Raw genomic sequence first — 23,912 nt, 5'->3', positions numbered from 1 at the left:
GCTTGCCTTGCCAAAAAGGCAAAGCTCGATACCCCTGCACGCGGTGGCATCCGCTCGTATAAGGCATGGCTCATGGCAGTTTCACTACACGGCATTGCATTGCGCTATTTCGTCGAAGTGGCGCGCACCGGCTCGATCAGCGACGCGTCCGCGCGGCTGCACGTGGCCGTTTCGGCGATCAGCCGGCAGATCGCACGGCTCGAAAGCGATCTCGGCGTTGCGCTGTTCGAGCGGCGTCCGCGCGGCATGTCGCTTTCCGAAGCGGGTGAACGTCTGCTCGCTTACGCGCAGCGCAGCCTGCTCGAGGCGGAGCACGTGATGAAGGAGATCGGCGGCCTCGAAGCGCTGCACGGCAGCATGATCAAGGTCGCCAGTTCGGAGGGGTTCGCCGCCGACTTCCTGCCCAGCGCGATGGCGGCGTTCCGCAGCCACTATCCGGGGATCGATTTCACGCTGCATGTCATGTCGCCGGGCGAGGCGACTCGCCAGGTGCGCGATGGCGATGCCGATCTCGCGCTGACGTTCAGTCTCGCGCCGGAAAAGGGCGTTAAGGTCGAGCATACCGAGCGCGCGCCGATACTCGCGCTGCTGCGCGTCGATCATCCGTTGGCGGCGCGCGCGAAAGTGTCGCTCGCCGACTTGCAGCGCTATCCGCTGGTGCTGCCGGAGCCGGGCACGACGATTCGCCAGTTGATCGACATTACCTGCGCGCTCGAAGGCGTGCTGCTCGAGCCGGATCTCACCTGCAACAATAGTGGCGCGATGTATCGCTACGCACAGAAGTCCGGCGCGATCATGTTCACGGGGCTGCTGTCGGTGCGGGACCGTTACGCCGGCGATGGCTTCGTCGCGATACCGCTGACGCATCCGCAAATGCGCCAGCGCAGCATTCAGGTACAGACGATGGCCGGACGGGAGTTGCCGCCGTCCGTGAAGGCGTTCCGCGATCATCTGATCGTGGAGATCGGCGGCGCGAAGCCCGCGAATGCTGCAGCGCCGAAGCGAGCCCGAAAACGCGGCGGGACACATTGAAAGGCAAATCTTGCTGCCGGACGGCGAATCGCGACCTAAACTGTGGGAGCAGGGCTGGCTGTACGGTCTCTACTGTGCGGCTCGCGGTGCCGCGGTCCGCACCAGTGGTAGGATTCAGCCCGAAAAAAGGAAGGCGGCGCGCGCTGAATGGGCGTGCCGTTCACAACAGAGCGATAGGACTCAGGACATCGAATGGCGCAACAAAAAACAAACCCAAAACTTGAACAGGCGCTGACGCGTGGGGATCTTGCAATTCGCCAGGCCAATTCGGCACGGGCGACTGCATTGCTGCGGGCGTTGGGCAAGATGATCGTCGAGGCGTCGGCGACGATCGGTGTGGAGGCTTTCACGCTGATTGCGGACGGCGACAAGATTTACGATCCTGCCGATGGGCTGTGGCCGCAGGAATTGCAGGTTTCGCTCGACGGTCCTGTCGAGGAAGCGGATCCGGACGAGGTTCGAACTGTCCGGTTGATTGCCGATGATCCGGGCACGGTGTTCAGGGTTGAATGGCAGCGGGCCGACGGGAAGATCGGGCGTCAGGATGGGGGGCCGTTTGCAACGGTGGCTTTTATTTCTGATGTGGATATTCCGTGGACGGATGATGAGGATTAAGTAGAAGGGCTTCGCCGCGGTTTTGTTTGTCTGTTTGCCTGCGGCGTTGGGGGGTTCTTGATTTTGGTTGCCCGTGCGGCGCTTGTTCGTCTGGTTGCCTGCGGTGTTGGCCCTTTTCTGGTTTTATGGTCTGCGCGGCGCTTGTCTGGGTGCCTACGGTGTTGGCCTTTCCTTGTTTTCTTATCGGTTTATTAGTGTCGCCCCTGTGCGGGGCAGGCACCTACTTTTCTTTGCCTGCTGCAAAGAAAAGTAGGCAAAAGAAAGCAGCTCACACCGCCAGCTTATAAGCGGGTCCCCTGGCTTGGAGGGGGTAGTGGTGCATCTGGAATCTGTGCTCCCGCGCATTCAGCCCTGGTGACAAGGCAGTCATACCTCCGGCGGCGCTGCGCGCGCCGAAGTGTTCCTCTTAGAACCATCTGTTCGTTTTTGCGTGTGCGCTTTACTTGGCGCCTGGTTTACCGCTGTATCCTCAACGTTCCTCTAATGCGTCCGCGCTTCATTCGAAGTGAGAGTTTACGACTGCGTGCGCTCTCGCGAGTTGTCGGTCGTTCGAAGCGGCAAGTGGCAGTTCTCGAAACAGATATATTTCTCCGCACCTTGCCGAGGCGAAGCAGGCGACCGCCACGGACTTCAACCGAAGCCCCAATCCCGTACGAACCTGTCCGCGCCAGGACGAAGCCAATGGCCCCACCGCCCTAAACGAAGCTTGGGGTTTTCGTTCAACTCCGTCATCGCCGAGGCGAAGCCGATGGTTCCCACTGCGTCTCAACGAAGCCTAGGTTTCCCTGGCAGACCCGTCCGCGACGCACGCAGTGCGGAGTGGGAGCGGATGAGCCCCTTGTCACTCACGCTGAATGTGCGAGGGCACAGATTCCAGATGCACCACTACCGTAACTGTGCGGGGGACCCGCTTAAGAATTAGCGGTGTGAGCTGCTTTCTTTTGCCTACTTTTCTTTGCAGCAGGCAAAGAAAAGTAGGTGCCTGCCCCGCACAGGGGCGACGCTAATAAACCAATAACAAAACAAGGAAAGGCCAAAAACCAAAAACCAAAAACCAAAAACCAAAAACCAAAAACCAAAAACCAAAAACCAAAAACCAAAGCCCAACACCGTAGGCAACCAGACAAGAAAGCGTCGCGCAGACCATAAAACCAGAGAAAGACCAACACCGCAGGCACCCAAACAATCACGGCGAAGCAAAAAAAAACCATCCCCCACCAAGCAAAAAAAGCCGGCCGCAGGCCAACTCAAAACCTTTATTTCATCATCCTGCGCCGAAACAAAACAGCCGAAACAACAAACCCACCCACAGCATAAGCCACCAGCACGGCAACGTGCAAAACCACCCCATCGACAGGCCGCCCAAGCATAGCCGGCCGAATCAGATCGACAGCATGCGCCAAAGGCAAAAATTCAGTCACAACCCGCGCCGCAGCGGGCAACTGTGAAACAGGAAAAAACACACCAGACAACAGCAACATCGGCGTCAACACCAACGTCTGGTAAAACATAAAGAAGTCATACGACGGAGCAAGCGCCGTCACCACCATCGCGACACTTGCGAATGCGAGCCCCGTCAGCACGATCACCGGCAACGCCAGCAGCATCGACGGAAAACTCGCGTAACCGAGGCTACCCGCCACCAGCATGATCGCCGCGCCCGATAACATCGACTTGCTGCCCGCCCAGATCACCTCGCCGAGTACGATGTCGCCGAGCGTCAGCGGCGTATGCATGATCGCCTCCCACGTGCGCTGTACATGCATGCGCGAAAAACCCGAATACATCGACTCGAAACTGGCCGACATCATCACGCTCGATGCCACCGTGCCCGCGGCGAGAAACGCGATATACGACACGCCGTCGACGTGCCCAACCATCAGCCCAAGCCCGAAGCCCAGGCCGAACAGATAGATCATCGGATCGGCAAGATTGCCGAACATTGAAGCGATCGCGAGTTTCTTCCAGACCAGATAGTTGCGGCGCCACACCGCGATCCAGTTCACGGCGTTGGCGGGGAAAGCGGCGAACGTTTCCTGTTTCGACGGTGCATCGCCGTGGGTTTCGTAAGTGCGTGCGTCCATTGCGTGTCTCTTGCCGTGTCGTTATAGCTGTATAAAGTTGCGAGCCGGGCCGGGGTCGATTCGTGTCAGTCCTGCATCTCACGGCCGGTCAGGCGCAGGAACACATCTTCCAGATTCGCCGGGCGATGCAGATAGCGCAGATCGGCGCGTTGTTTGAGTCGCGCATGCACAGGCTGGGCGTCGTTCACATAGCAGAAGAGCGTTTCGCCGCTGATCTCGGTACGCTCGACAAGCGGCGCCAATTCATCGCGCAAGGCAACGGGATCGGGTCCGAAGATTTCGATCACATCGCAGCCGATCTCGGATGCGATCAATGCGCTCGGCGCGCCTTCGGCAATCTTGCGTCCTTCCTCGATCACGCAGAGGCGATGGCACAGCCGTTCGGCTTCTTCCATGAAGTGCGTGGTCAGCAGAATGGTCTTGCCGCGTGCGAGCAGCGAGCGCAGACGCTCCCAGATCAGATGACGCGCTTGCGGATCGAGGCCGGTAGTCGGCTCGTCCATGATCAGCACGTCAGGATCGTTGACGAGCGCGCGAGCCAGCGTGAGGCGCCGCTTCATGCCGCCTGACAGTTCGCTCACACGCGCATCGGCCTTGCTCTCGAGACGAGCGAATTCGAGCAGCGACGGCACCATCGCGCGGCATTGCGCGGCGCTCAGACCGAAGTAGCGGCCGAACACCAGCAGGTTTTCGCGGACCGTGAAATCGGGATCGAGATTGTCGAACTGCGGCACGACGCCGACCCGCGCTCGCGCCACGCGTGCGCGATTCGGAATCGGCTCGCCGCACAGGCGGATCGTGCCGGCGTCCGGTGCGGCGATGCCGAGCAGCATGCGCAACGTGGTGGTTTTGCCCGCGCCATTCGGACCGAGCAGGCCGAAACATTCCCCGGCGTTGACATGAAACGACAGTCCGTCGACAACCGTCTTTTCGCCGTAGCTTTTTTTAACCTGCTGGAATTCAATGGCGCGTTCAGACATGGATCGATTGAGGCTCCGCTAGAAGACGCAATAAGGACGCAATAAGGACGCAACTAAGGACGCAAATGGCCGGTAAGGTCGCTCATTCTATGGCATCGGCAGAGAGGTGTTGATCGCCGCCGGATGCGTCGGACGGCGTTTCTTGCGCTGCGGCATGGATTCCCATGCGACCCAGACTCGACCAGATCCGGCCCAAACCCGCCTCGAATCCATTACGCACCTATTTAGGGCGCACTTAGCGTTTTCCATCCCTTGCAACCTGAATTGCGGCGCACCATGATTCATTTAGACCGCGTTCCTCGCGGGATGGGAGAAAAATCATGGCGAGCTACCAAAAAATTCTGCTGTGCTACGACGGCTCGCGCGAAGGCCGCAAAGCATTACGTTGCGGCGCCGACCTGGCCTTGGATCTGAAGGCGGAAACGCACTTATTGTCAGTAGTCGACATGCGTTCGAGCATTGCACAAAGCGCCGGCCTGCTGACCGATGTGGCGTGTGGCAGTTTCGAAAAAACAGCCCGCGACATCCTGCAGGAAGGGGTGGACTGGCTCACCGAACGCGGTGTGACCGCGCAAGGGCATTTTGCGTTTGGCCATCCCGTCGACGAGATCGCGAACCTTGCCAACGAATTGCATGTCGATCTTGTCGTGGTCGGCCACCGTTGCCGCACCGGCCTGTCACGATGGTGGATGGGCGCCGGGAATACACCGCTGCTCGACCGGATCTCGTGCAGCATTCTGGTGGCGTGCTCTTCCGCGCAGGAACAGCAGCAGGAGCCGCAACAAGCGGCGGTGGCTTGACGCACCGCGGCGTGGATGACGTGGACTGGGTCACGCGGGCCAAACGGTCGCCCATTCAGGGCGACCGTTCAGTCAAACTGTGATTATTCGCTCAAGCCGACCGCGCGTGCCAGCCGATCACTGGTTCAAGTCGACAGCGGCCAGCTTCCATGTAAACAGACCTTCGCGCCGCAAGATCGCTGAGTAACGCGCATCACCAGCACCATGCTGATAGGTGACGACGAACTCGTTAAGGCCGCGATAGCCCGCCGTGGTTTGTGGCGGTTGTGGCGGCGTGGCATCGTTGCCGTTGTTCGCTGCGCCGTTATTCGTATTGCCGGCAACCGGGGGCGCTGATGCAGGTGCGGTGGCTTCCGGCGGATTTTCCGCGGCGCGCGGCACTGGCGGCCTTTCGCCCGGGTTGCCGCGCGGCGGCATGCCGTTCAGCAAGGCCGCGACGCCGTCGGGCGTTGCATAGGCATCGACTAGCGGACCGATCAAGGCCACGCCGATCATGGCGCCAATGGCCGCGAACGGATTGCCGTTGGCATGCGCGTCGAGCCGGCGTGTGAGCAAGCCGGTGACCTGTTGTTTCAGGCTCTCGCGCAATGCGGGAAAGTCGACGTATTCATTGACGGTTTGCGCATCACGCGCATCCGCCGCGCGTTTGAGGTTGTTCAGCGCCATGTAGGGCGACGCGTAACCGAACCCCAACGCGGCAATCACCACAATCACAATCAGCGTGACGATCAGCGGCCGGGTGACGTTGCGTTTCGTGCGTATCGAATCTGCCATCGAGTGGGACTCTCCATCAGGTGTGATCTAACGTGGACCGTGGCCACGCGAAAACGATCCCAGGCGATGCTGTATCAGGAAAAGGCGCAGGAAAAGGCGCAGGAAAGGTGCCGGGCAGGCAAAAGCCTTTGCGCGTGCGCCGCACTGCTGCTGCGGATTGTCCGTGCAATCCCGCTCAAGACTCGAACACCGCGCCGTGCACGTTGGCTTCGTCGGCGATGCAGCGATCGATCATGCGGCACACCGCGTCTACCGTGCCGACCATGATCAGCCGCGACGGCCCATGATAGACGCGCACCGGCGCACGACGTGCCGGTTCAGCCGTATTCAGCCCCGAATTCAGCGACACGCGAGCAAACGCCGGTAGTGAGGACGGCAAGCTCGACGCGTTGTCGGGCTCGTCGAACAGCGATGGAGCGCTGGCCGTGGATGCCGCGATCAGTGAGCAGGGCACCAGCTTGCGCAGGTGGCGCAAACGACCGAACTGGCGAAAAGGCAGCAGGCGGGCAAGGCGTTCCATGAGTCTCTCCAGGCGATTCAACGTTGGGGCAGCTTCGGTTTGGCGGGCGAGCGGGGTGGTCAGAACTCGCCGGGGCGGATCAGCCCAACGGCGATACCCTCGAGCGCGAATTCCGCACTGCCGGTTTCAACGAAGATGTTTTCGTAATCGGGGTTCTCGGCGATCAGCTCGAGACCGTTCGGCCGACGCTTCAAGCGCTTGACCGTCACGTCGTCGCCAAGGCGCGCGATGATGATCTGGCCGTCTTTGGCTTCGCTTCTTTTCTGCACCGCGAGCAGGTCGCCGTCGAAAATGCCCGCGTCGCGCATGGACAGCCCGCGCACCTTCAGCAGGTAGTCCGGCTTGCTCGAGAACAGCGCCGGGTCGCACGCGTAATGCTGCGAGATATGTTCCTGCGCGAGGATCGGGCTACCCGCGGCAACCCGGCCGATCAGCGGCAACGACAGTTGCATGATGCTGGCGTGCGGCAGCGTGAACTGGTACGGCGAATCTTCTGCGCCGCCCAGCAGGCGAATGCCGCGCGAGGCGCCCGCCGCGAGTTCGATCACGCCCTTGCGGGCCAGCGCCCGCAAATGTTCTTCTGCCGAATTGGCCGAGCTGAAACCCAGTTCGGCGGCGATCTCCGCACGGGTGGGCGGAAAGCCGGTGCGTTCGATGGCCCGGCGGATCAGATCGAAAACCTGCTGCTGTCGTGCGGTGAGTTTGGTCATAGGGCCACTGTATGTATGAACAGGTGCCTGTATTTTTATACAGTATTCCGCGCAATTCAAGCTTTACTTTAAGTTCGTGGTCCGCGGTGGCGTTCCTGCGCCGCAAACGGACGCTATAACACCCGTTTTCGTGCCTCAACGCCTTATCCAGCCGTCATTACCACTTTTGCGTATTAAAGAATGAAGAAACATTATTTTTAATGATGAAAGCTCTTCGATAGACTGCCCTTCGAGTTGGCGCTCATGTGCACGTGACCGCGACGTAAAAGAACACCACACGCTGTTTTAGCGGACCACCACGCGGAGAAAGTTGACATGAACCATCAAGGTACGGGGCTGGCAGGCAGGACCAGGAAATTCATCGCGGCGCTCGCATTCGGCGCAGCCGGCACGCTTGCCGCGGTCGGCGCCATGACGCCGGCGCATGCGGCCGACGCAACGCTACTGAACGTGTCGTATGACCCGACACGCGAGCTGTACCAGGACGTCAACCAGGCATTCGGCAAGGAATGGAAGGCCAAAACGGGTGAGACGATCACCTTCAAGCAATCGCACGGCGGCTCGGGTGCGCAAGCGCGCTCGGTGCTGGACGGTTTGCAGGCGGACGTGGTGACGCTGGCTCTCGCCTACGACATCGACGCGCTGGCTAACAAGGGCTTGCTCGACAAGGGCTGGCAGAAGCGTTTGCCGGACAACGCGTCGCCGTACACGTCGACCATTGTGTTTCTGGTGCGCAAGGGCAACCCGAAGCACATCAAGGATTGGGACGATCTGATCAAGCCGGGTGTGTCGATCGTCACGCCGAATCCGAAGACCTCGGGCGGCGCGCGCTGGAACTACCTGGCTGCATGGGCCTATGCCGAACATCTGCCGGGCGGCAACGACCAGAAGGCCAGGGAATTCGTCGGCAAGCTCTACAAGAATGCCGGCGTGCTGGATTCGGGCGCGCGTGGCGCGACCACCAGCTTCGTGCAACGTGGGATCGGCGACGTGCTGATTGCGTGGGAAAACGAAGCGTTCCTTTCGCTGAAGGAGTTCGGGCCGGAGAAGTTTGAAATTGTTGTGCCGTCGGTGAGTATTCTGGCCGAGCCGCCGGTTGCCGTGGTGGACAAGGTGGTCGACAAGCACGGCACGCGCAAGCTGGCCGAAGCGTATCTGAACTTCCTGTATAGCGAGGAAGGTCAGGAAATCGCCGCGAAGAATTTCTACCGTCCGCGTTCGAACAAGGTGCCGGCTGAGCTGACCGCGAAGTTTCCCAAGCTGAAGCTGTACACGATCGACGATTCGTTTGGCGGTTGGGCGAACGCGCAGAAGACACACTTTGCCGACGGTGGCGTGTTCGATTCGATCTACTCGCCGCAGTAAAGCCGTACACAGTTGGAGCCGCGTCGTTAAACGCGCATGCGTCATCCGCCAAAAAGCGCGCCCACCGGGCGCGCTTTTTGGCCAGCCAGGCGGCCGGAAAAAGAGCCGCCGGCCTCAACCCTGAAGAGTACTCAGCATGACGACGTTGACCTTCCGAAAACCGAGCGCATTGCCTGGTTTTGGCCTCACACTCGGCATCACGGTGGCTTATCTGAGCCTCGTGGTGCTGATTCCGCTGGCGGCGACCTTTCTCAAAACCGCGACGCTCGACTGGGCCCAGTTCGTGCGCGCGGTGAGCTCGCCACGCGTGCTCGCGTCGTATCGCCTGACGTTTTTCTCGGCCCTCGGCGGCGCGCTGATCAACGCGGTGTTCGGCTTCCTGGTCGCGTGGGTGCTGGTGCGCTATACGTTCCCGTTCAAGCGCATTGTCGACGCGGTGGTCGATCTGCCGTTCGCGCTGCCTACGTCGGTGGCCGGCATTTCGCTCGCGGCCGTGTATGCGGGCAATGGCTGGATCGGGCAGTTTCTCGAACCGCTCGGCATCAAGATCGCCTTTACGCCGGCCGGTGTGCTGATCGCGCTGACTTTTATCGGTTTGCCGTTCGTCGTGCGGACCGTGCAGCCGGTGCTCGAAGAGTTCGAACGCGAACAGGAAGAGGCCGCCGCGTGCCTCGGCGCTTCGCGCTGGCTGACGTTTCGCCGCGTGGTGCTGCCGGCGGTGTTCCCGGCTTTGTTGACCGGTTTCGCGCTGGCGTTCGCGCGGGCGCTCGGCGAGTACGGCTCGGTGATTTTCATCGCCGGTAACGTGCCGATGAAATCGGAAATCACGTCGCTGCTGATCATCACCAAACTCGAACAATACGATTACGCCGGCGCCACGGCGCTTGCGGTCGTGATGCTGGTGGTGTCGTTTCTGATGCTGTTGTTCATCAATACGCTGCAGTGGTATCTGCAGCGCCGGACGAGCCGCGGCGGCGCGGGTCCTGCGCCTGCGGTTGCGAGTGTGGCGGCGATCGGTGTCGGCGGAGATGCGCAATGAGCCGCGATTCCGTGAACTCCGTGAAGGGCGCCGGTCCGTCCGCCATCGCCGTGGCGCCGCGCGCGCCGCTCAATGTCGCGCGCCGGCCCGATCCGGTCACCGAGCCGCCCGTCGTGCGCTGGATTCTGACCGGCATCGCGTTGCTGTTTCTCGCGCTGTTCCTGGTCGTGCCGCTCGTCGCCGTGTTCTATCAGGCCTTGAGCAAGGGCGTTGGCTTCTATCTGGAATCGCTGGCCGATCCGGATGCGTTGTCGGCCATCAAGCTCACCGTGATCACGGCCGCGATTGCGGTGCCGCTGAATCTCGTGTTCGGTCTCGCGGCGTCATGGTGTATTGCCAAGTTCGAGTTCCGCGGCAAGGCGTTGCTGACCACGTTGATCGATCTGCCGTTTTCGGTGTCGCCGGTGATCTCCGGTTTGATCTACGTGCTGATGTTCGGCGCGCAGGGTTGGTTCGGCCCGTGGCTGCAGGATCACAACGTGCAGATCATCTTCGCCGTGCCGGGCATCGTGCTGGCGACGATCTTCGTCACGTTCCCGTTTGTCGCGCGTGAACTGATCCCGTTGATGCAGGCGCAAGGCAACGATGAAGAAGAAGCCGCCCACGTGCTCGGCGCATCGGGCTGGCAGATCTTTCGCCGCGTTACGCTGCCGAACGTCAAATGGGGCCTGCTGTACGGCGTGATTCTGTGTAACGCGCGGGCGATGGGCGAGTTCGGCGCGGTGTCGGTAGTGTCCGGCCACATTCGCGGCCAGACCGACACGATGCCGCTGCACGTCGAAATTCTCTATAACGAATACAACTTCTCGGCGGCGTTCGCCGTGGCGTCGGTGCTGGCCTTGCTCGCACTCGTGACGCTCGGTCTGAAGCTGCTCGCCGAGCGTCATATGTCGGCGGAACTGTCGGCCGCGCGCGATGTGCCGGCGTATGCAGGGCCGCTCACGCCGCCGTCCGCTTCACCGTCCGTCAATGCAACGCATGGTCTGCAGCAACAATCGCATCAACACGCGCTCAAGCAAGGAGAGCTGTAATGGGTATCACCGTTCGTAACCTGCAAAAGCGCTTCGGCGATTTCGTCGCGCTCGATAACGTTTCGCTCGACTTTCCGCCGGGCGAACTGGTTGCGCTGCTCGGGCCGTCGGGTTGTGGCAAGACCACCTTGCTGCGTGTGATTGCCGGCCTCGAATACGCGGACGGCGGCCAGGTCGTGCTGCAAGGCCAGGACGTTGCAACGGTCGGCGCGCGCGAGCGTGAAGTCGGCTTCGTGTTCCAGCATTACGCACTGTTCCGTCATATGACGGTGTTCGAGAACGTCGCCTTCGGCTTGCGTGTGAAGCCGCGTAAGGAGCGGCCTTCGGAAGCGGTGATTCGCGAGAAGGTGCATGAACTGCTGAAGCTCGTGCAACTTGACTGGCTCGCGCAGCGTTATCCGTCGGAACTGTCGGGCGGTCAACGGCAACGGATTGCGCTGGCGCGCGCCTTGGCTGTCGAACCCAAGGTGCTGTTGCTCGACGAGCCGTTCGGCGCGCTGGATGCGAAAGTGCGCAAGGAGTTGCGCAGCTGGCTGCGTCGCTTGCATGACGATCTGCATATCTCGACGATTTTCGTCACGCACGATCAGGAAGAAGCGCTCGAAGTGGCCGACCGTATCGTCGTGTTGAATCGCGGCCATGTGGAGCAGGTGGGCAGTCCGCAGGACGTGTACGACCATCCGCAAACCTCGTTCGTCTACGAGTTTCTCGGTGCGGCGAACCGTCTGCATGGCAACGTGGATGCAAGCGGCTTCGTGGTCGACGGCGCGGCGTTGCCGGTTGCGATCAAGGCTGACTTCAAGGGGCCGGCGTTCGCCTATGTGCGTCCGCACGATCTGCAGTTGTACAGCCAGGCGTCCGGCCACCGCGAAGGCATTGTGGTCGATGTGCGTCGCGTGGTGACGCTTGGCGGCTCGGTGCGTGTGGAACTGGCGGGCCGCGAGGGCAATGTGCTCGAAGCGGAACTCGACCGCGAATCGTGGCGCGATCTGCAACTGGCGATCGGCGACGGCGTGACGGCCGTGCCGCGCGCGTTGCGTGTATTTCCCGCGCAATAAACGATGCGGCGGACAGTGCCATAAGCAGCACAACAATACTCGGTGTTTCGATCAAACTCTAATAACTCAACTCTGGCTTAACCGGAGACATACAGATGAACTTTCAGCAATTGCGCTTCGTGCGCGAGGCCGTGCGTCAGAACATGAATCTGACTGAGGTGGCGAACGTGTTGTACACGTCGCAGTCGGGCGTGTCGAAACAGATCAAGGATCTGGAAGACGAGCTTGGCGTCGATATTTTCATCCGGCGCGGCAAGCGTCTGACGGGCCTCACCGAGCCGGGCAAGGCCGTGCATCAGCTGATCGAGCGGATGTTGCTCGATGCGGAGAATCTGCGCCGCGTCGCGCGTCAATACGCCGATCAGGACAGCGGCCACCTCGTCGTGGCGACGACTCACACGCAGGCGCGTTACGCGCTGCCGAAGGTGATCCGTCAATTCACCGAGGTATTCCCGAAGGTGCATCTGGCGCTGCGCCAGGGCAGCCCGCAACAGATTGCGCAGATGATCATCAACGGCGAAGCGGATATCGGTATTTCAACCGAAGCGCTCGATCGTTTTCCCGATATCGTCACGTTCCCGTGCTATTCGTGGCATCACGTCGTGGTGGTGCCGAAGGACCATCCGCTGGTGGGCCGCGAGAATCTGACGCTCGACGAGATCGCCGAATTCCCGATCGTTACGTACGACCAGGATTTCACGGGCCGCTCGCACATCGACCAGGCGTTCGCCAAAGCGGGCGCGTTGCCTGACGTCGTGCTGACCGCCATCGATGCCGACGTGATCAAGACGTACGTCGAACTCGGCATGGGTATCGGCGTGGTCGCGGCCATGGCCTACGATCCGAAGCGCGACACGGAACTGGTCGCGCTGGATACGCAGCATCTGTTCGAAGCGAGCACGACGCGGGTCGGATTGCGCAAGGGCGCGTTCCTGCGTGCGTACGCGTACCGGTTGCTCGAAATGTTCGCGCCGCAGTTGAACGAAGCGGAAATCGCGGCACAGTTGCGCGAAGCGGTTTGAAGAGGGACGCCGGATCGGCGCGGTTCGGCGCAGGGCACGAACGGCGCCGGATGAATTTATGGCGGCGCGAGTGCGAGCTTCATGCGGGCGGTGGCTGACCCTGATACAAACGCCACGTCAACGCGTGGCATATAGAGCGCCGGCCTCATCCAGTTCCAAAACGAACGAACATCCGTTTTTTCACGCATGGCGGCGCGCGGCGCATCGCTTACAATCGCCGCCATGAATACTTTGACCTCTTCTTCCGCCACGCCTTCCGACGAAGGCGCCACGCCGCCGCTGCCACGCATCGCCGTGCTGGCAACCGGCGGCACGATCGCCGGCGCAGCCGCGGACGCCACCAACACATCGGGCTACCAGGCGGGTGTGGTCGGCGTCGATCAATTGCTGGCCGTGGTGCCGGCTTTATCCACGGTCGCGCGGATCGCGCCTGAGCAGATTGCCAGCGTCGACAGTAAAGACATGGAAATGTCGCTGTGGACTACGCTCGCGCAGCGCATTAACACGCTGCTCGTCGACGATGATGTCGACGGCGTGGTGGTCACGCATGGCACCGACACGCTCGAAGAAACCGCCTATCTGCTGCATCTGACGATCAAGTCGGACAAGCCGGTCGTGCTGACTGCGGCAATGCGCCCGGCCTCGGCGCTGTCTGCCGATGGTCCGTTGAATCTGCTGAATGCCGTGACGGTTGCGGCACACGCGGGTTCGCGCGGGCAGGGCGTGCTGGTGGCTTTTAACAACAGGATTCACAGCGCGCGCGACGTGGTCAAGACGAGCACGTACGCCGTGGATGCGTTCCAATCACCGGAAATCGGTGCACTCGGTTGGGTGCAGGACGGCCGCGTCGAATTCCAGCGCGGCGTGGTGCGTCCGCATACGCTTGCAACCGAGTTCGTGATCGGCGCGAAGTGGCCGCATGTGGAGGTTGTCGCGAGCTACGCGGGCGTTTCGCGGATCGCGGTGGATGCGCTGGTGGCAGCCGGCGTGCGCGGCATCGTGGTGGCGGGCACGGGCAACGGCTCGATTCACGCTACCATGCAACAGGCATTGGCCGACGCGGCCTCGCAAGGCGTGGCGGTGGTGCGTTCGTCGCGCGTGGGCTCAGGCCATGTGATGCGCAATGGCGCTGCGGCGGACGATGCGCTCGGTTTCATCAGCGCGGGTTCGCTGAATCCGTACAAGGCGCGCGTTCTGCTGATGCTCGCATTGGCCGCGGGCGGCACGGGGCCGGTTGCATTGCAGAAGACGTTCGATACGTACTGATTGATTTGACGCGGGTAGCCCGGTTCAAAGTCAGAACCGTGTCCCGCAGATGAAGCTTGAATGACAGCGTTGAATGACAGAGTTGAATGACAACGCGGCGCCAGGTCATTGACCGAGGCGCCGCGTTGTCGTTTCAGCTTGAGGTTTATCGCTATCGCCGGAAGCCGGCGATGCCGGCTGGCCGTTAGGACGCCAGATCCGGAGGCAGCTTCCCGCCGTTCGCCGCCAGCGCTTGCATCACCTGTTTGTGCAGCCAGATGTTCATGCTCGCCGAATCGTTCGTGTCGCCGCTGTACTTCAGTTCCTGTGCGAGTTGCTTGCGATGCTCGAGGCTGCTGTCGACGCCGAGCGCTTTCAGCGTGTCGACGATCGACGTGCGCCAGTTCAACGTTTGCCCGCTCTCACTCACGAACTGATCCATGACGGCAGCGACGTCGACGTCGGCCAGCGGCGCGGGCGCCGGTGCAGCGTCCGGTGCGGCAGCTTGCGCCGCTGCCGGATCCGGTGTCGGCTCAACCGCAGGCGCAGGCTGGTCGGGCTTCGCTTTGCCGAAGAGCTTGTTTACGATGTCACCAAAGATACTCATTCTGAATCCTCTGCAGATGGGTTACCGGCGCAAGCACATTCCGCTCACGGGTTGAACTCTGGTTGCAAATCGGGCGAACCAAACGGAGCACATGCGCTGCGATGATCGGCAAGCCGCGCGTGAACGCTGAAACGCGAGCAACCAGACTCATCGAGTGTAGGAGAAAAGTGCAGGGAGATGTGTCAAAAAAGGTCGTGCTGCGGGCGCGGAGTTGCAAGCAAATGCAAGCGGACTTGCGAGCACACCCGCAAAGAGACTTGCAGGGAGAGGCGTTGGCAGGCGGCGTGCATGATGCAGCCGCCGCGAGAGATTGGCGGAAAACGCATAAATTTGAAATCCGACAGCCGGACACCCGACGACGACGTCTGACCGACCAAGGCTTCCCCGGCGCCGCCGGGTGCCGCTGCGGACCCCACTTGCCGCTCTCAGCCCAGAGCGGCACGATTTGCTCTTTGCACCGTGCATGCTGCACGACGCAAAGAGCGCCCCACCTTCGATTGCCATGACGATAATGTTGCAACGATCATGACAATCTGCATTGCGGTTCGACGTATCAAGCCGCCTTGGCTTCGCTACCCGGCGCTTGCGCGACTTCGTAGTTCGCCATGATTTCCAGCGCGCGCACCATGGCCGAGTGATCCCAGGCCTTGCCGCCGTTAGCCGCGCACACGCTGAACAGTTGCTGCGCGCTCGCCGTATGCGGCAGGGCGATGCCGAGCTTGCGTGCGCCGTCGAGTGCGAGGTTCAGATCCTTCTGATGCAGTTCGATGCGGAAACCCGGATCGAACTTACGCTTGGTCATACGCTCGCCATGTACTTCGAGAATGCGCGAGGATGCGAAGCCGCCCATCAAGGCCTTGCGCACACGTTCCGGATCGGCGCCCGAGCGCGACGCGAACAGCAGGGCTTCTGCTACCGCTTCGATGTTCAGCGCGACGATGATCTGGTTCGCGACCTTGCAGGTTTGACCCGCGCCGTTGTCGCCGATCAGCGAGATGTTCTTGCCCATCAGTTCGAACAGCGGCTTGGCGAGTGCGAACGCTTTTTCCGGACCGCCGACCATGATCGTCAGCGACGCTTCGCGCGCGCCGACTTCGCCGCCCGACACCGGCGCATCCAGGTAGTCGACGCCGAGCGCGTTGATCTTCTTTGCGAAGGCTTGCGTGTCGAGCGGCGAGATCGAGCTCATGTCGATCACCAGCTTGCCCTGCGTGAGGCCGGCGGCGACGCCGTCGTCGGCGAACAGCACGTTGGCGACGTCAGGCGTGTCCGGCACCATGATGATGACGACGTCGGCGGCTTGGGCGACAGCGGTCGAATTGGCGACCACGGTGGTCGTCTTGCCCAGATCTTCCGGCACCGGATAAGCGCCATTCACGAACAGCGAATGACCGCCCTTGATGAGGTTACGCGCCATGTGCGCGCCCATGATGCCGAGGCCGATGAAACCGATCTTTGCCATGTGTCTAAATCTCCAGTGTTGTTTCGGGGCGCCCTGAGGGACTTCCTTCGGGGCGTGGTCTGTCTGATGTGATCGATGCGGTGATCGATGCGGTGATCGACGAGTCGCGCAGTGCATCGCGTGATGTTTCGCGCAGTGTTTCGCGCAGTGTTTCGATCACGCAGCGGCGTGGGCTGCGCCGCGGGTTTGCCCGGCCACGCTCTGCACCCAGCCGAGGCCGGCGGCAGTGGTTGTGCGCGGCTTGTATTCGCAGCCGACATAACCGTCGTAGCCGAGCGAGTCGAGCAGGTCGAACAGGAACGGATAGTTGATTTCGCCGGTGCCCGGTTCGTTGCGGCCCGGGTTGTCGGCGAGCTGGATGTGTGCGATCTGCGGCAGATTCTTCTTGATCGTGGCCGCGAGTTCGCCTTCCATCCGCTGCATGTGATAGATGTCGTATTGCAGGAACAGATTGTCCGAATCCACGGCGCGAATCACGTCGAGGCCTTCGCCCGAACGGTTCAGCGCGAAGCCGGGGATGTCGTACGAATTGCACGGCTCGACTAGCAGCTTGATGCCCGCTTTCTTCAGTTCGCCCGCGGCGAAGCGCAGGTTGTCGACGATCGTCGAACGCGCCTTGTCCGCATCGATGCCCGCCGTCGGAATACCGACGAGGCAGTTCAGTTGCGGCACCTTCAGCGCCTTCGCGTATTCGATCGCGCGGCCGACGCCTTCCTGAAACTCGCTCACGCGATCCGGCAGGCACGCGATGCCGCGTTCACCCGCTTCCCAGTTGCCTGCGGGCAGGTTGTGCAACACGAGTTTCAAACGGTTCTGCTGCAGACGTTCGCTCAATTCAGCGATCTGATACGGATACGGAAACAGGAATTCGACGGCGTTGAAGCCCGCGTCCGCTGCTGCCGAAAAACGGTCGAGGAACGGGACTTCGTTGAACAGCATGGTGAGATTCGCTGCAAATTTCGGCATGGTGCTTGTGTCTCGCTGGTCGGTCAGTGGAATAACTTCATGAGGCGATCCAGTTGCGTTGAATGACTACGTCTACGCCGCTGAATCGCGCTCATCTGCTGCAAAGTCGGAAAGCTCAGTCGAGCATGCTGATTGCCGTCGGCGCGTCTTCGCGCTTCTCGGCCAGTTCTTCGAACTCGTTGATCGCGTCGATTTCGGTGCCCATCGAAATGTTGGTCACCCGTTCGAGGATCACTTCGACGATCACCGGCACGTTGAACTCGGAGAGCATCGATTGCGCTTTCAGCAGGGCCGGCTTGAGTTCTTCCGGCTTGAACACGCGGATCGCCTTGCAACCCAGGCCTTCCGCAACCGCGACGTGGTCCACGCCGTAGCCGTTCGTTTCCGGCGAGTTGATGTTCTCGAAGCCGAGCTGCACGCAGAAGTCCATATCGAACGCGCGCTGTGCCTGGCGGATCAAACCGAGGTACGAGTTGTTCACCACCACGTGTACATACGGCAGTTTGAATTGCGCGCCGGCTGCCAGTTCTTCGATCATGAACTGGAAGTCGTAGTCGCCCGAGAGTGCGACGATCGGACGTTGCGGGTCGGCTGCACGCACACCGAGCGCTGCCGGAATCGTCCAGCCGAGCGGGCCTGCCTGGCCGCAGTTGATCCAGTTGCGCGCCTTGTAGACGTGCAGGAACTGCGCGCCGGCGATCTGCGACAAACCGATCGTGCTCACGTAGCAGGTATCGCGGCCGAACACCTGGTTCATCTCTTCGTACACGCGCTGCGGCTTCATCGGCACGTTGTCGAAGTGCGTCTTGCGATGCATCGTCTGCTTGCGTTGCTGGCAATCGGCGACCCATGCGCTGCGGTCTTTCAACTTGCCGGCGGCCTTCCATTCTTTAGCCACTTCAACGAACAGTTCGAGCGCGGCTTTCGCGTCCGACACGATGCCGAGGTCCGGTCCGAACACGCGGCCGATCTGCGTCGGCTCGATGTCCACATGCACGAACTTACGGCCCTTGGTATAAACCTCGACGCTGCCCGTGTGACGGTTCGCCCAACGGTTGCCGATACCGAGCACGAAGTCGGAGGCGAGCATCGTCGCGTTGCCGTAACGGTGCGACGTTTGCAAGCCGACCATGCCGGCCATCAGCGGATGGTCGTCAGGAATCGCACCCCACGACATCAGCGTCGGGATCACCGGCACGCCCACGGTTTCGGCGAATTCGACCAGCAGGTCTTCAGCGGCGGCATTCAGCACGCCGCCACCCGAGACGATCAACGGCTTGTCAGCGTCGTTCAAAAGCGTCAACGCGGCTTCGATCTGTTTGCGGGTCGCTTTCGGCTTGTAGACCGGCAGCGGCTCGTACGTGTCGATGTCGAATTCGATTTCGGCGAGTTGCACGTCGATCGGCAGGTCGACCAGCACCGGACCCGGACGGCCCGAGCGCATCAGATGGAAGGCCTGCTGGAACACGCGCGGCACGAGAGCCGGCTCACGCACGGTGACGGCCCACTTGGTGACCGGCTTGGCGATCGATTCGATATCGACGGCCTGGAAGTCTTCCTTGTACAGACGCGCGCGCGGTGCCTGGCCCGTGATAGCCAGAATAGGAATCGAGTCGGCCTGAGCGGAGTACAAACCGGTGATCATGTCGGTGCCGGCGGGGCCCGACGTGCCGATACACACGCCGATGTTGCCCGGCTGGGCGCGCGTATAGCCTTCGGCCATGTGCGACGCACCTTCGACGTGACGCGCCAGTACGTGGCTGATGCTGCCTGCCTTGCGCATGGCCGAGTAGAACGGGTTGATTGCTGCGCCCGGAACGCCGAATGCGGTGTTGATGCCTTCTTTTTCGAGCACCAGCACGGCTGCGTCGACGGCTCTCATCTTGGCCATGAATGTCTCCTGAATGTCTTGGGTGGGCGAATAGGTTGGCTGACGAATTCGCTGACGGATATGCAAACCAAAGGTGTTGATCGAACTGTAGGCCTCACCTAAAGGTTTGATAAGATCAGTCCAGGTCGCTTATTTCGAAACAAAAAGTATGGAATGGCCTTGGTGGTAGGGGACGGGAGAGACAAAAATGGACCGCTTCAAACAGATCGAAACGTTCGTGCGCGTCGCCGATGCGGGCAGTCTCGCGGCGGCCGCGCTGGAGGAGGGCGTGTCGCCGGTGATTCTCGGACGCCGCATCGACGCGCTGGAAAAGCGCCTCGGCGTGAAGCTGATGTACCGCTCGACCCGGCGCCTCGTGGTCAGCGAAGACGGCGCGGCGTTTCTCGAGCGCTGCCGTGGCCTGCTGACCGAATGGGACCAGGCGGAGAACGAACTGAGCGCCGGACGGCGCGCGGTGAACGGCCATCTGATCGTGTCGGCGCCGGCCGCATTCGGGCGCAAGCACGTTGCGCCGCTTGCGCCGGCCTTTCTCGCCGACAAGCCCGAATTGCAGGTGTCGTTCAACCTGACCGACCGGGTCGTGGATCTGGTGCGCGAGGGGTACGACCTGTCGATCCGGATCGGCGGCGCGGTCGATCCGAATTTCGTCGCGGTGAAGCTGGCGTCGAACCGGCGCGTGGTGTGCGGCACGCCGGAATACTTTCGCCAATACGGCAAGCCGAAAACGCTCGAAGATCTGCCGCAGCACAATTGCCTCGCGTTCAACCTGCAAGGCGGGCAGAACCGCGGCTGGTACTTCCGCCGTAACGGCAAACTGGCGACGGTGCGCGTGGGCGGCACGCTCGACTGCAACGACGGCGAGCTGCTGCATCGCTGGGTATCCGAAGGACTCGGCCTCGGCTGGCGCTCCACTTGGGAAATCCAGCAGCAACTGGCGCGCGGCGAACTGGAAACCGTGCTGGATGAATTCGCGCTGCCCGACTACGACATTCTGGCGGTCTATCCGCAGCAGCGTTATGTGCCGGCCAAGGTGCGCTACTTCATCGATTATCTGAAAGAGGTGTATGCCAGCGAGGATTACTGGAATCGCCCGACTTACTAATGCGTGGGCGGGGCTGCTTTTTTGCTTGGGCCGCCGCGATCGCGCTGTTCAGCGTTTTGTGCCCGTTTTGTGCCGTGATCCACGGTGCAGGGTCTTTTCCGCCTTTTTTGCAGATTCCATACGGGGGCGGGAATAAACTCGGCCTGTGACCGGTCATGCTGGATGACGAGTCAACCGCTTAGCCGCAATGCCCCGGAGGGCCGAGGTGGGTCAACCCGATTCAAATGCCGCCCGCGCGCACCACGACGCCGATGCTGCGAGGAACCGCCGTTTTCAGGAACTGGCGCTCCCGCATCTCGACGCCGCGTACAACCTTGCGCGCTGGCTGTGCGGCAACGCCAACGATGCCGACGACGTCGTGCAGGAAGCGTTCATGCGCGCGTTCCGCTTCTTCGACACCTTCCGTGGCGACTCCGCGCGGCCGTGGCTGCTGGCGATCGTGCGCCGTACCTGGTACACGGAATGGCGGCGGCGCGCGTCGTCGCACGAGGTGGTCGAGTTCGACGACACCATGGACGACGCGACCTTCGAGGGCTGGAGCGTGGGCGGCGCCGATCCGCAGACGCTCCTGATCCGCGATGAAGACACGAAGCTCGTGCACGAGGCGCTGGCGCAGTTGCCGGTCGAGTACCGCGAGGTGCTGATCCTGCGAGAGCTTGAGGAAATGGGTTATCGGGAGATCGCGATGGTGGCCGATGTGCCGATCGGCACGGTGATGTCGCGGCTCGCGCGGGGCAGGCGCAAGCTGGCCGCATTGCTGATGGCGAAGCAGGCATCCGGGCATCCGGCATCCGGGCTTCCGGCGTCCGGGCATCCGGGCGGTGGCAGTCCGCCGCGAGCCACGGCGCCGGGTGCCTGCGCGACACCCACGGCTTCGGTCACACCACTGCGGGCGGCCTCCAACGGCCGTCCGTCCAGCAACCCCGGTGCAAGTGCTGCCGGCTTAACTCAGGAGACGCCAGATGGACTGTAACGAAGCGCGGCCGCTCCTCGATGCGAACGCCGACCACGAATTGCCCGCGCCGGACGCTCAGCGCGTCCAGCAGCATATCGAGAGCTGCGACGCCTGCCGGCGCGAAAGCGAAAACCTGCATGCGTTGAGCAAGTCGCTGCGCGCACAGCCTTATCACCGAGCGCCGGATGCCTTGCGGGCGCGGATTCTTGCGGCACTCCCGCAGGGCGATGGCGCTGTCCGTGAGCCGACGGCCGAAACCCCACGGGCGACCGCACAACCGAGGCCGAAGTGGAGTTGGCTGGGTAACTGGCTGAATGGCTGGCTGCGTCCGCAAGGCGCGATGGGGCGGCCGGGCGGGGGCGTAGTAGGCTCGGGCTCGGGCTCGGCGATCGGGCAGGGCTGGCTCGTTGCGCTCGTGGTCGCGCTCGGTGCGGTGGCGGTAGGCGTGACAATGAACCTGCATCGTCCGGCACCAGGCGGCGCGTTCTCCGATGAGCTGGTCGAAAGCCATGTGCGGGCGCAAATGTCCGGCCACGACATTGATGTCATTTCGACTGACCGGCACACGGTCAAGCCGTGGTTCAACGGCCGGATCGACTACTCGCCGCCGGTCGAGGACCTTGCGGCGAACGGTTTTCCGCTTGAAGGCGGCCGGCTGGACTACATCGGGCATCAGCGGGTGGCGGTGCTGGTGTACCGCTATCAGAAGCACGTCATCGACGTCTACGTGTTTCCGGAAGCGCGTTCCGGCGATGCCGGGCGGGAAGCGGCCGCCGGGCCGTCGGTAGCGCAGACCCGCGAGGGTTACTCGCTCGCGCACTGGAGCGCGCAGGGGATGACCTGGTGGGCCGTCACCGATGCCGCGCCGGACGCGCTCAGCGGGCTTGAAAAGGCGCTGAAAGCCCGTCTGGCGGGCGGCAGCGAGCAGACCGAAGGGGGCTGAACGAGCGTCCCGTGTGCGATCCGGCGGTGATGTTGCCGGGCGGGCGTGCGGGGCGGCCGTTCGTCCGTTTCGCTTACTTCGTCCTAAACCCTTGAAAACACACCCGATTCGCGTGCCGGATTAACGGGATATCTTGCAACCCGGCCCTAATCGGGTTACACTCTTTGGCTTCTCACTTGCCACACCGGTTCCGACGCCCGGGTGGCTTTAATCCACAAGGAGTGAATATGCGTCATTATGAAATCGTATTTATCGTGCATCCGGATCAAAGCGAGCAAGTGCCCGCAATGATCGAGCGTTACAAGAGCACGATCACCTCGCACGGTGGCCAGATCCACCGTATCGAAGACTGGGGCCGTCGCCAACTGGCCTACATGATCGAGAAACTCGCGAAGGCTCACTACGTCTGCATGAACATCGAATGCGACCAAACCACGCTCGACGAGCTGGAACACGCATTCAAGTTCAATGACGCGGTTCTGCGTCACCTGATCGTCAAGATGAAGAAGGCCGAAACGGGCCCGTCGCCGATGATGAAGGAAGTGCAGCGCGAAGAAGCCAAGAAGTCGGCTGCTACGCAACCGTCCGAAGCGCAGGCTTAAGACACATTATTTAAGCTACCAGAAGAAAGCGTCGCTCTCGCCAAAGGCTACATGAATCGGCTGCAACTTACGGCCAGCGTCGTCGAACGCGAACCGGTGCGGTATACCCCCGCCGGCGTTCCGATTGCAGGTTGCACGTTGCACCACCGCACGGAAGTCGTCGAAGCCGGTATTGCCCGGCAAGTCGAACTGACCATGCAGGCAGTAGCCGCAGGTGAGGCGAGCGGTAAGCTGGAAGGCTGTCAGATGGGCGTAGAAACGCTCTTCACAGGCTTTCTGGCGAAAAAGCACCGCAACGCAAGAACGCTGGTATTTCACATCACAGAATTGCAGGACATTGGAAAGGACTGAACATGCCCCGCCCGACTGGTAAGAAATTCGACAAACGTCGTCAGCAACAAAATCCGCTCTTCAAGCGCAAGAAGTTCTGCCGTTTCACGGCCGCTAACGTCGATCACATCGACTACAAGGACCTCGAAACGCTGAAGGACTTCATCGGCGAAAACGGCAAGATCACGCCGGCGCGTCTTACGGGTACGAAGTCGCACTATCAACGCCAGCTGGATACGGCAATCAAGCGCGCACGTTTCCTCGCGCTGGTGCCGTACACCGACCAGCACAAGGCCTAACCCGACGACGCGATAAGGAGTATCCGAATGCAAATTATTCTTCTTGAAAAAGTCGTCAATCTGGGCAACCTGGGCGATATCGTGAAGGTCAAGGACGGTTACGCACGTAACTTCCTGATCCCGAACAAGCAAGCTCGCCGTGCAACGAAGGAAGCCTTGGCTGAATTCGAAGTTCGCCGTGCAGAACTGGAAAAGATCGCCGCTGAAAAGCTGGCTATCGCTCAAGCTCAAGGCGAAAAGCTGGCAGGCTCGACGGTTCAGATCAATCAGAAGGCTGGCGTCGACGGCCGTCTGTTTGGCTCGGTGACGAACGCGGACATCGCTGACGCACTGGTTAAGCAAGGCTTCGCAGTGGAAAAGGCGCAAGTGCGCCTGCCGGAAGGCCCGCTGAAGCTGGTTGGCGACCACGCTGTTCAGATCTCGCTGCACACCGACGTTCTCGTCGATGTCAACGTGGCTGTGATCGGCGAACACGTCTAA

Annotated in this window: 26 protein-coding genes; 16 read left to right on the top strand and 10 right to left on the bottom strand. The window is 61.5% G+C overall.

Going from position 1 to position 23,912, the window contains the following annotated elements:
• Positions 1-72: 72 nt before the first annotated feature.
• Positions 73-1,032, top strand: coding sequence for a LysR family transcriptional regulator (locus ACOSV0_RS11800; RefSeq protein ID WP_434106369.1), 960 nt, complete (start codon positions 73-75; stop codon positions 1,030-1,032).
• A gap of 192 nt (positions 1,033-1,224) precedes the next feature.
• A complete protein-coding gene (locus ACOSV0_RS11795; RefSeq protein WP_434106368.1) occupies positions 1,225-1,647 on the top strand; it encodes a hypothetical protein in 423 nt (140 codons plus the stop codon).
• 945 nt (positions 1,648-2,592) lie between these two features.
• Here the strand turns inward: ACOSV0_RS11795 and ACOSV0_RS11790 are convergent.
• The 3 genes from ACOSV0_RS11790 to nodI form a co-directional block, all read right to left on the bottom strand.
• Positions 2,593-2,898: a hypothetical protein gene (locus tag ACOSV0_RS11790; protein ID WP_434106367.1), complete on the bottom strand. Its 306-nt coding sequence runs from the start codon at positions 2,896-2,898 to the stop codon at positions 2,593-2,595.
• Positions 2,899-2,903: 5 nt separating this feature from the next.
• A complete protein-coding gene (locus tag ACOSV0_RS11785; RefSeq protein ID WP_434106366.1) occupies positions 2,904-3,731 on the bottom strand; it encodes an ABC transporter permease in 828 nt (275 codons plus the stop codon).
• A 65-nt stretch (positions 3,732-3,796) separates the two neighbouring features.
• The gene (nodI, locus tag ACOSV0_RS11780) at positions 3,797-4,711 is read right to left on the bottom strand and encodes a nodulation factor ABC transporter ATP-binding protein NodI (protein WP_434106365.1); all 915 of its coding nucleotides are present in this window, start codon (positions 4,709-4,711) and stop codon (positions 3,797-3,799) included.
• Between the two features lie 320 nt (positions 4,712-5,031).
• On the opposite strand from nodI, the gene ACOSV0_RS11775 reads away from it, so the two are divergent.
• Positions 5,032-5,511: a universal stress protein gene (locus ACOSV0_RS11775; RefSeq protein ID WP_434106364.1), complete on the top strand. Its 480-nt coding sequence runs from the start codon at positions 5,032-5,034 to the stop codon at positions 5,509-5,511.
• Positions 5,512-5,628: 117 nt separating this feature from the next.
• On the opposite strand, the gene ACOSV0_RS11770 is transcribed toward ACOSV0_RS11775, so the two are convergent.
• The 3 genes from ACOSV0_RS11770 to lexA all read right to left on the bottom strand — a co-directional run bounded on the left by ACOSV0_RS11770 (position 5,629) and on the right by lexA (position 7,515).
• Positions 5,629-6,285, bottom strand: coding sequence for a DUF2939 domain-containing protein (locus ACOSV0_RS11770; RefSeq protein WP_434106363.1), 657 nt, complete (start codon positions 6,283-6,285; stop codon positions 5,629-5,631).
• A 175-nt stretch (positions 6,286-6,460) separates the two neighbouring features.
• Positions 6,461-6,805: a hypothetical protein gene (locus ACOSV0_RS11765; protein WP_434106362.1), complete on the bottom strand. Its 345-nt coding sequence runs from the start codon at positions 6,803-6,805 to the stop codon at positions 6,461-6,463.
• Between the two features lie 59 nt (positions 6,806-6,864).
• Positions 6,865-7,515 carry a transcriptional repressor LexA gene (lexA, locus tag ACOSV0_RS11760; RefSeq protein ID WP_434106361.1) on the bottom strand — a complete coding sequence of 217 codons (651 nt, stop codon included), beginning with the start codon at positions 7,513-7,515 and terminating at the stop codon, positions 6,865-6,867.
• A gap of 315 nt (positions 7,516-7,830) precedes the next feature.
• Between lexA and ACOSV0_RS11755 the strand changes: the two genes are divergently transcribed.
• From ACOSV0_RS11755 to ACOSV0_RS11730, 6 genes are all read left to right on the top strand, one after another.
• Positions 7,831-8,880 (top strand): sulfate ABC transporter substrate-binding protein, encoded by a 1,050-nt coding sequence (locus tag ACOSV0_RS11755; protein ID WP_434106360.1) that lies wholly within the window; start codon positions 7,831-7,833, stop codon positions 8,878-8,880.
• 136 nt (positions 8,881-9,016) lie between these two features.
• Positions 9,017-9,919 carry a sulfate ABC transporter permease subunit CysT gene (gene cysT / locus ACOSV0_RS11750; protein ID WP_434106359.1) on the top strand — a complete coding sequence of 301 codons (903 nt, stop codon included), beginning with the start codon at positions 9,017-9,019 and terminating at the stop codon, positions 9,917-9,919.
• Entirely contained in the window at positions 9,916-10,950 is a 1,035-nt protein-coding gene (gene cysW / locus ACOSV0_RS11745; RefSeq protein ID WP_434106358.1) for a sulfate ABC transporter permease subunit CysW, read from the top strand. Before cysT ends, cysW begins: the two co-directional genes overlap by 4 nt.
• A complete protein-coding gene (locus ACOSV0_RS11740; protein ID WP_434106357.1) occupies positions 10,950-12,008 on the top strand; it encodes a sulfate/molybdate ABC transporter ATP-binding protein in 1,059 nt (352 codons plus the stop codon). Before cysW ends, ACOSV0_RS11740 begins: the two co-directional genes overlap by 1 nt.
• Before the next feature lie 95 nt (positions 12,009-12,103).
• Complete coding sequence (locus ACOSV0_RS11735; RefSeq protein ID WP_434106356.1) at positions 12,104-13,030, top strand: CysB family HTH-type transcriptional regulator; 927 nt, start codon at positions 12,104-12,106, stop codon at positions 13,028-13,030.
• A gap of 222 nt (positions 13,031-13,252) precedes the next feature.
• Positions 13,253-14,296 (top strand): asparaginase, encoded by a 1,044-nt coding sequence (locus ACOSV0_RS11730; protein ID WP_434106355.1) that lies wholly within the window; start codon positions 13,253-13,255, stop codon positions 14,294-14,296.
• A 184-nt stretch (positions 14,297-14,480) separates the two neighbouring features.
• On the opposite strand, the gene ACOSV0_RS11725 is transcribed toward ACOSV0_RS11730, so the two are convergent.
• The 4 genes from ACOSV0_RS11725 to gcl form a co-directional block, all read right to left on the bottom strand.
• Positions 14,481-14,882 (bottom strand): DUF3597 domain-containing protein, encoded by a 402-nt coding sequence (locus ACOSV0_RS11725; RefSeq protein ID WP_105508377.1) that lies wholly within the window; start codon positions 14,880-14,882, stop codon positions 14,481-14,483.
• A gap of 553 nt (positions 14,883-15,435) precedes the next feature.
• On the bottom strand, positions 15,436-16,344 hold the full coding sequence (locus ACOSV0_RS11720) for a 2-hydroxy-3-oxopropionate reductase (protein WP_434106354.1): 909 nt from the start codon (positions 16,342-16,344) through the stop codon (positions 15,436-15,438).
• A gap of 156 nt (positions 16,345-16,500) precedes the next feature.
• Complete coding sequence (gene otnI / locus ACOSV0_RS11715) at positions 16,501-17,310, bottom strand: 2-oxo-tetronate isomerase (RefSeq protein ID WP_434106353.1); 810 nt, start codon at positions 17,308-17,310, stop codon at positions 16,501-16,503.
• A gap of 115 nt (positions 17,311-17,425) precedes the next feature.
• Positions 17,426-19,201, bottom strand: a complete 1,776-nt coding sequence (gene gcl, locus ACOSV0_RS11710; RefSeq protein ID WP_434106352.1) for a glyoxylate carboligase — start codon at positions 19,199-19,201, stop codon at positions 17,426-17,428.
• 187 nt (positions 19,202-19,388) lie between these two features.
• Between gcl and ACOSV0_RS11705 the strand changes: the two genes are divergently transcribed.
• The 7 genes from ACOSV0_RS11705 to rplI all read left to right on the top strand — a co-directional run bounded on the left by ACOSV0_RS11705 (position 19,389) and on the right by rplI (position 23,912).
• Entirely contained in the window at positions 19,389-20,303 is a 915-nt protein-coding gene (locus ACOSV0_RS11705) for a LysR family transcriptional regulator (RefSeq protein WP_169486500.1), read from the top strand.
• A gap of 205 nt (positions 20,304-20,508) precedes the next feature.
• Positions 20,509-21,276: an RNA polymerase sigma factor gene (locus ACOSV0_RS11700; RefSeq protein ID WP_434106351.1), complete on the top strand. Its 768-nt coding sequence runs from the start codon at positions 20,509-20,511 to the stop codon at positions 21,274-21,276.
• Positions 21,266-22,201, top strand: a complete 936-nt coding sequence (locus ACOSV0_RS11695) for an anti-sigma factor family protein (protein WP_434106350.1) — start codon at positions 21,266-21,268, stop codon at positions 22,199-22,201. The genes ACOSV0_RS11700 and ACOSV0_RS11695 overlap by 11 nt, the downstream gene beginning before the upstream one ends.
• Positions 22,202-22,428: 227 nt before the next feature.
• The gene (rpsF, locus tag ACOSV0_RS11690; protein WP_006048823.1) at positions 22,429-22,803 is read left to right on the top strand and encodes a 30S ribosomal protein S6; all 375 of its coding nucleotides are present in this window, start codon (positions 22,429-22,431) and stop codon (positions 22,801-22,803) included.
• Positions 22,804-22,854: 51 nt separating this feature from the next.
• Positions 22,855-23,154: a primosomal replication protein N gene (gene priB / locus ACOSV0_RS11685; RefSeq protein ID WP_028196682.1), complete on the top strand. Its 300-nt coding sequence runs from the start codon at positions 22,855-22,857 to the stop codon at positions 23,152-23,154.
• 2 nt (positions 23,155-23,156) lie between these two features.
• Positions 23,157-23,432 carry a 30S ribosomal protein S18 gene (gene rpsR / locus ACOSV0_RS11680; RefSeq protein ID WP_012432802.1) on the top strand — a complete coding sequence of 92 codons (276 nt, stop codon included), beginning with the start codon at positions 23,157-23,159 and terminating at the stop codon, positions 23,430-23,432.
• Positions 23,433-23,459: 27 nt separating this feature from the next.
• Positions 23,460-23,912 carry a 50S ribosomal protein L9 gene (rplI, locus tag ACOSV0_RS11675; RefSeq protein WP_063495981.1) on the top strand — a complete coding sequence of 151 codons (453 nt, stop codon included), beginning with the start codon at positions 23,460-23,462 and terminating at the stop codon, positions 23,910-23,912.

The organism is Paraburkholderia caffeinilytica (assembly GCF_051027425.1).
GTDB lineage: Bacteria > Pseudomonadota > Gammaproteobacteria > Burkholderiales > Burkholderiaceae > Paraburkholderia > Paraburkholderia caffeinilytica_A.
This window is presented reverse-complemented; position numbering and strand designations above follow the sequence as displayed.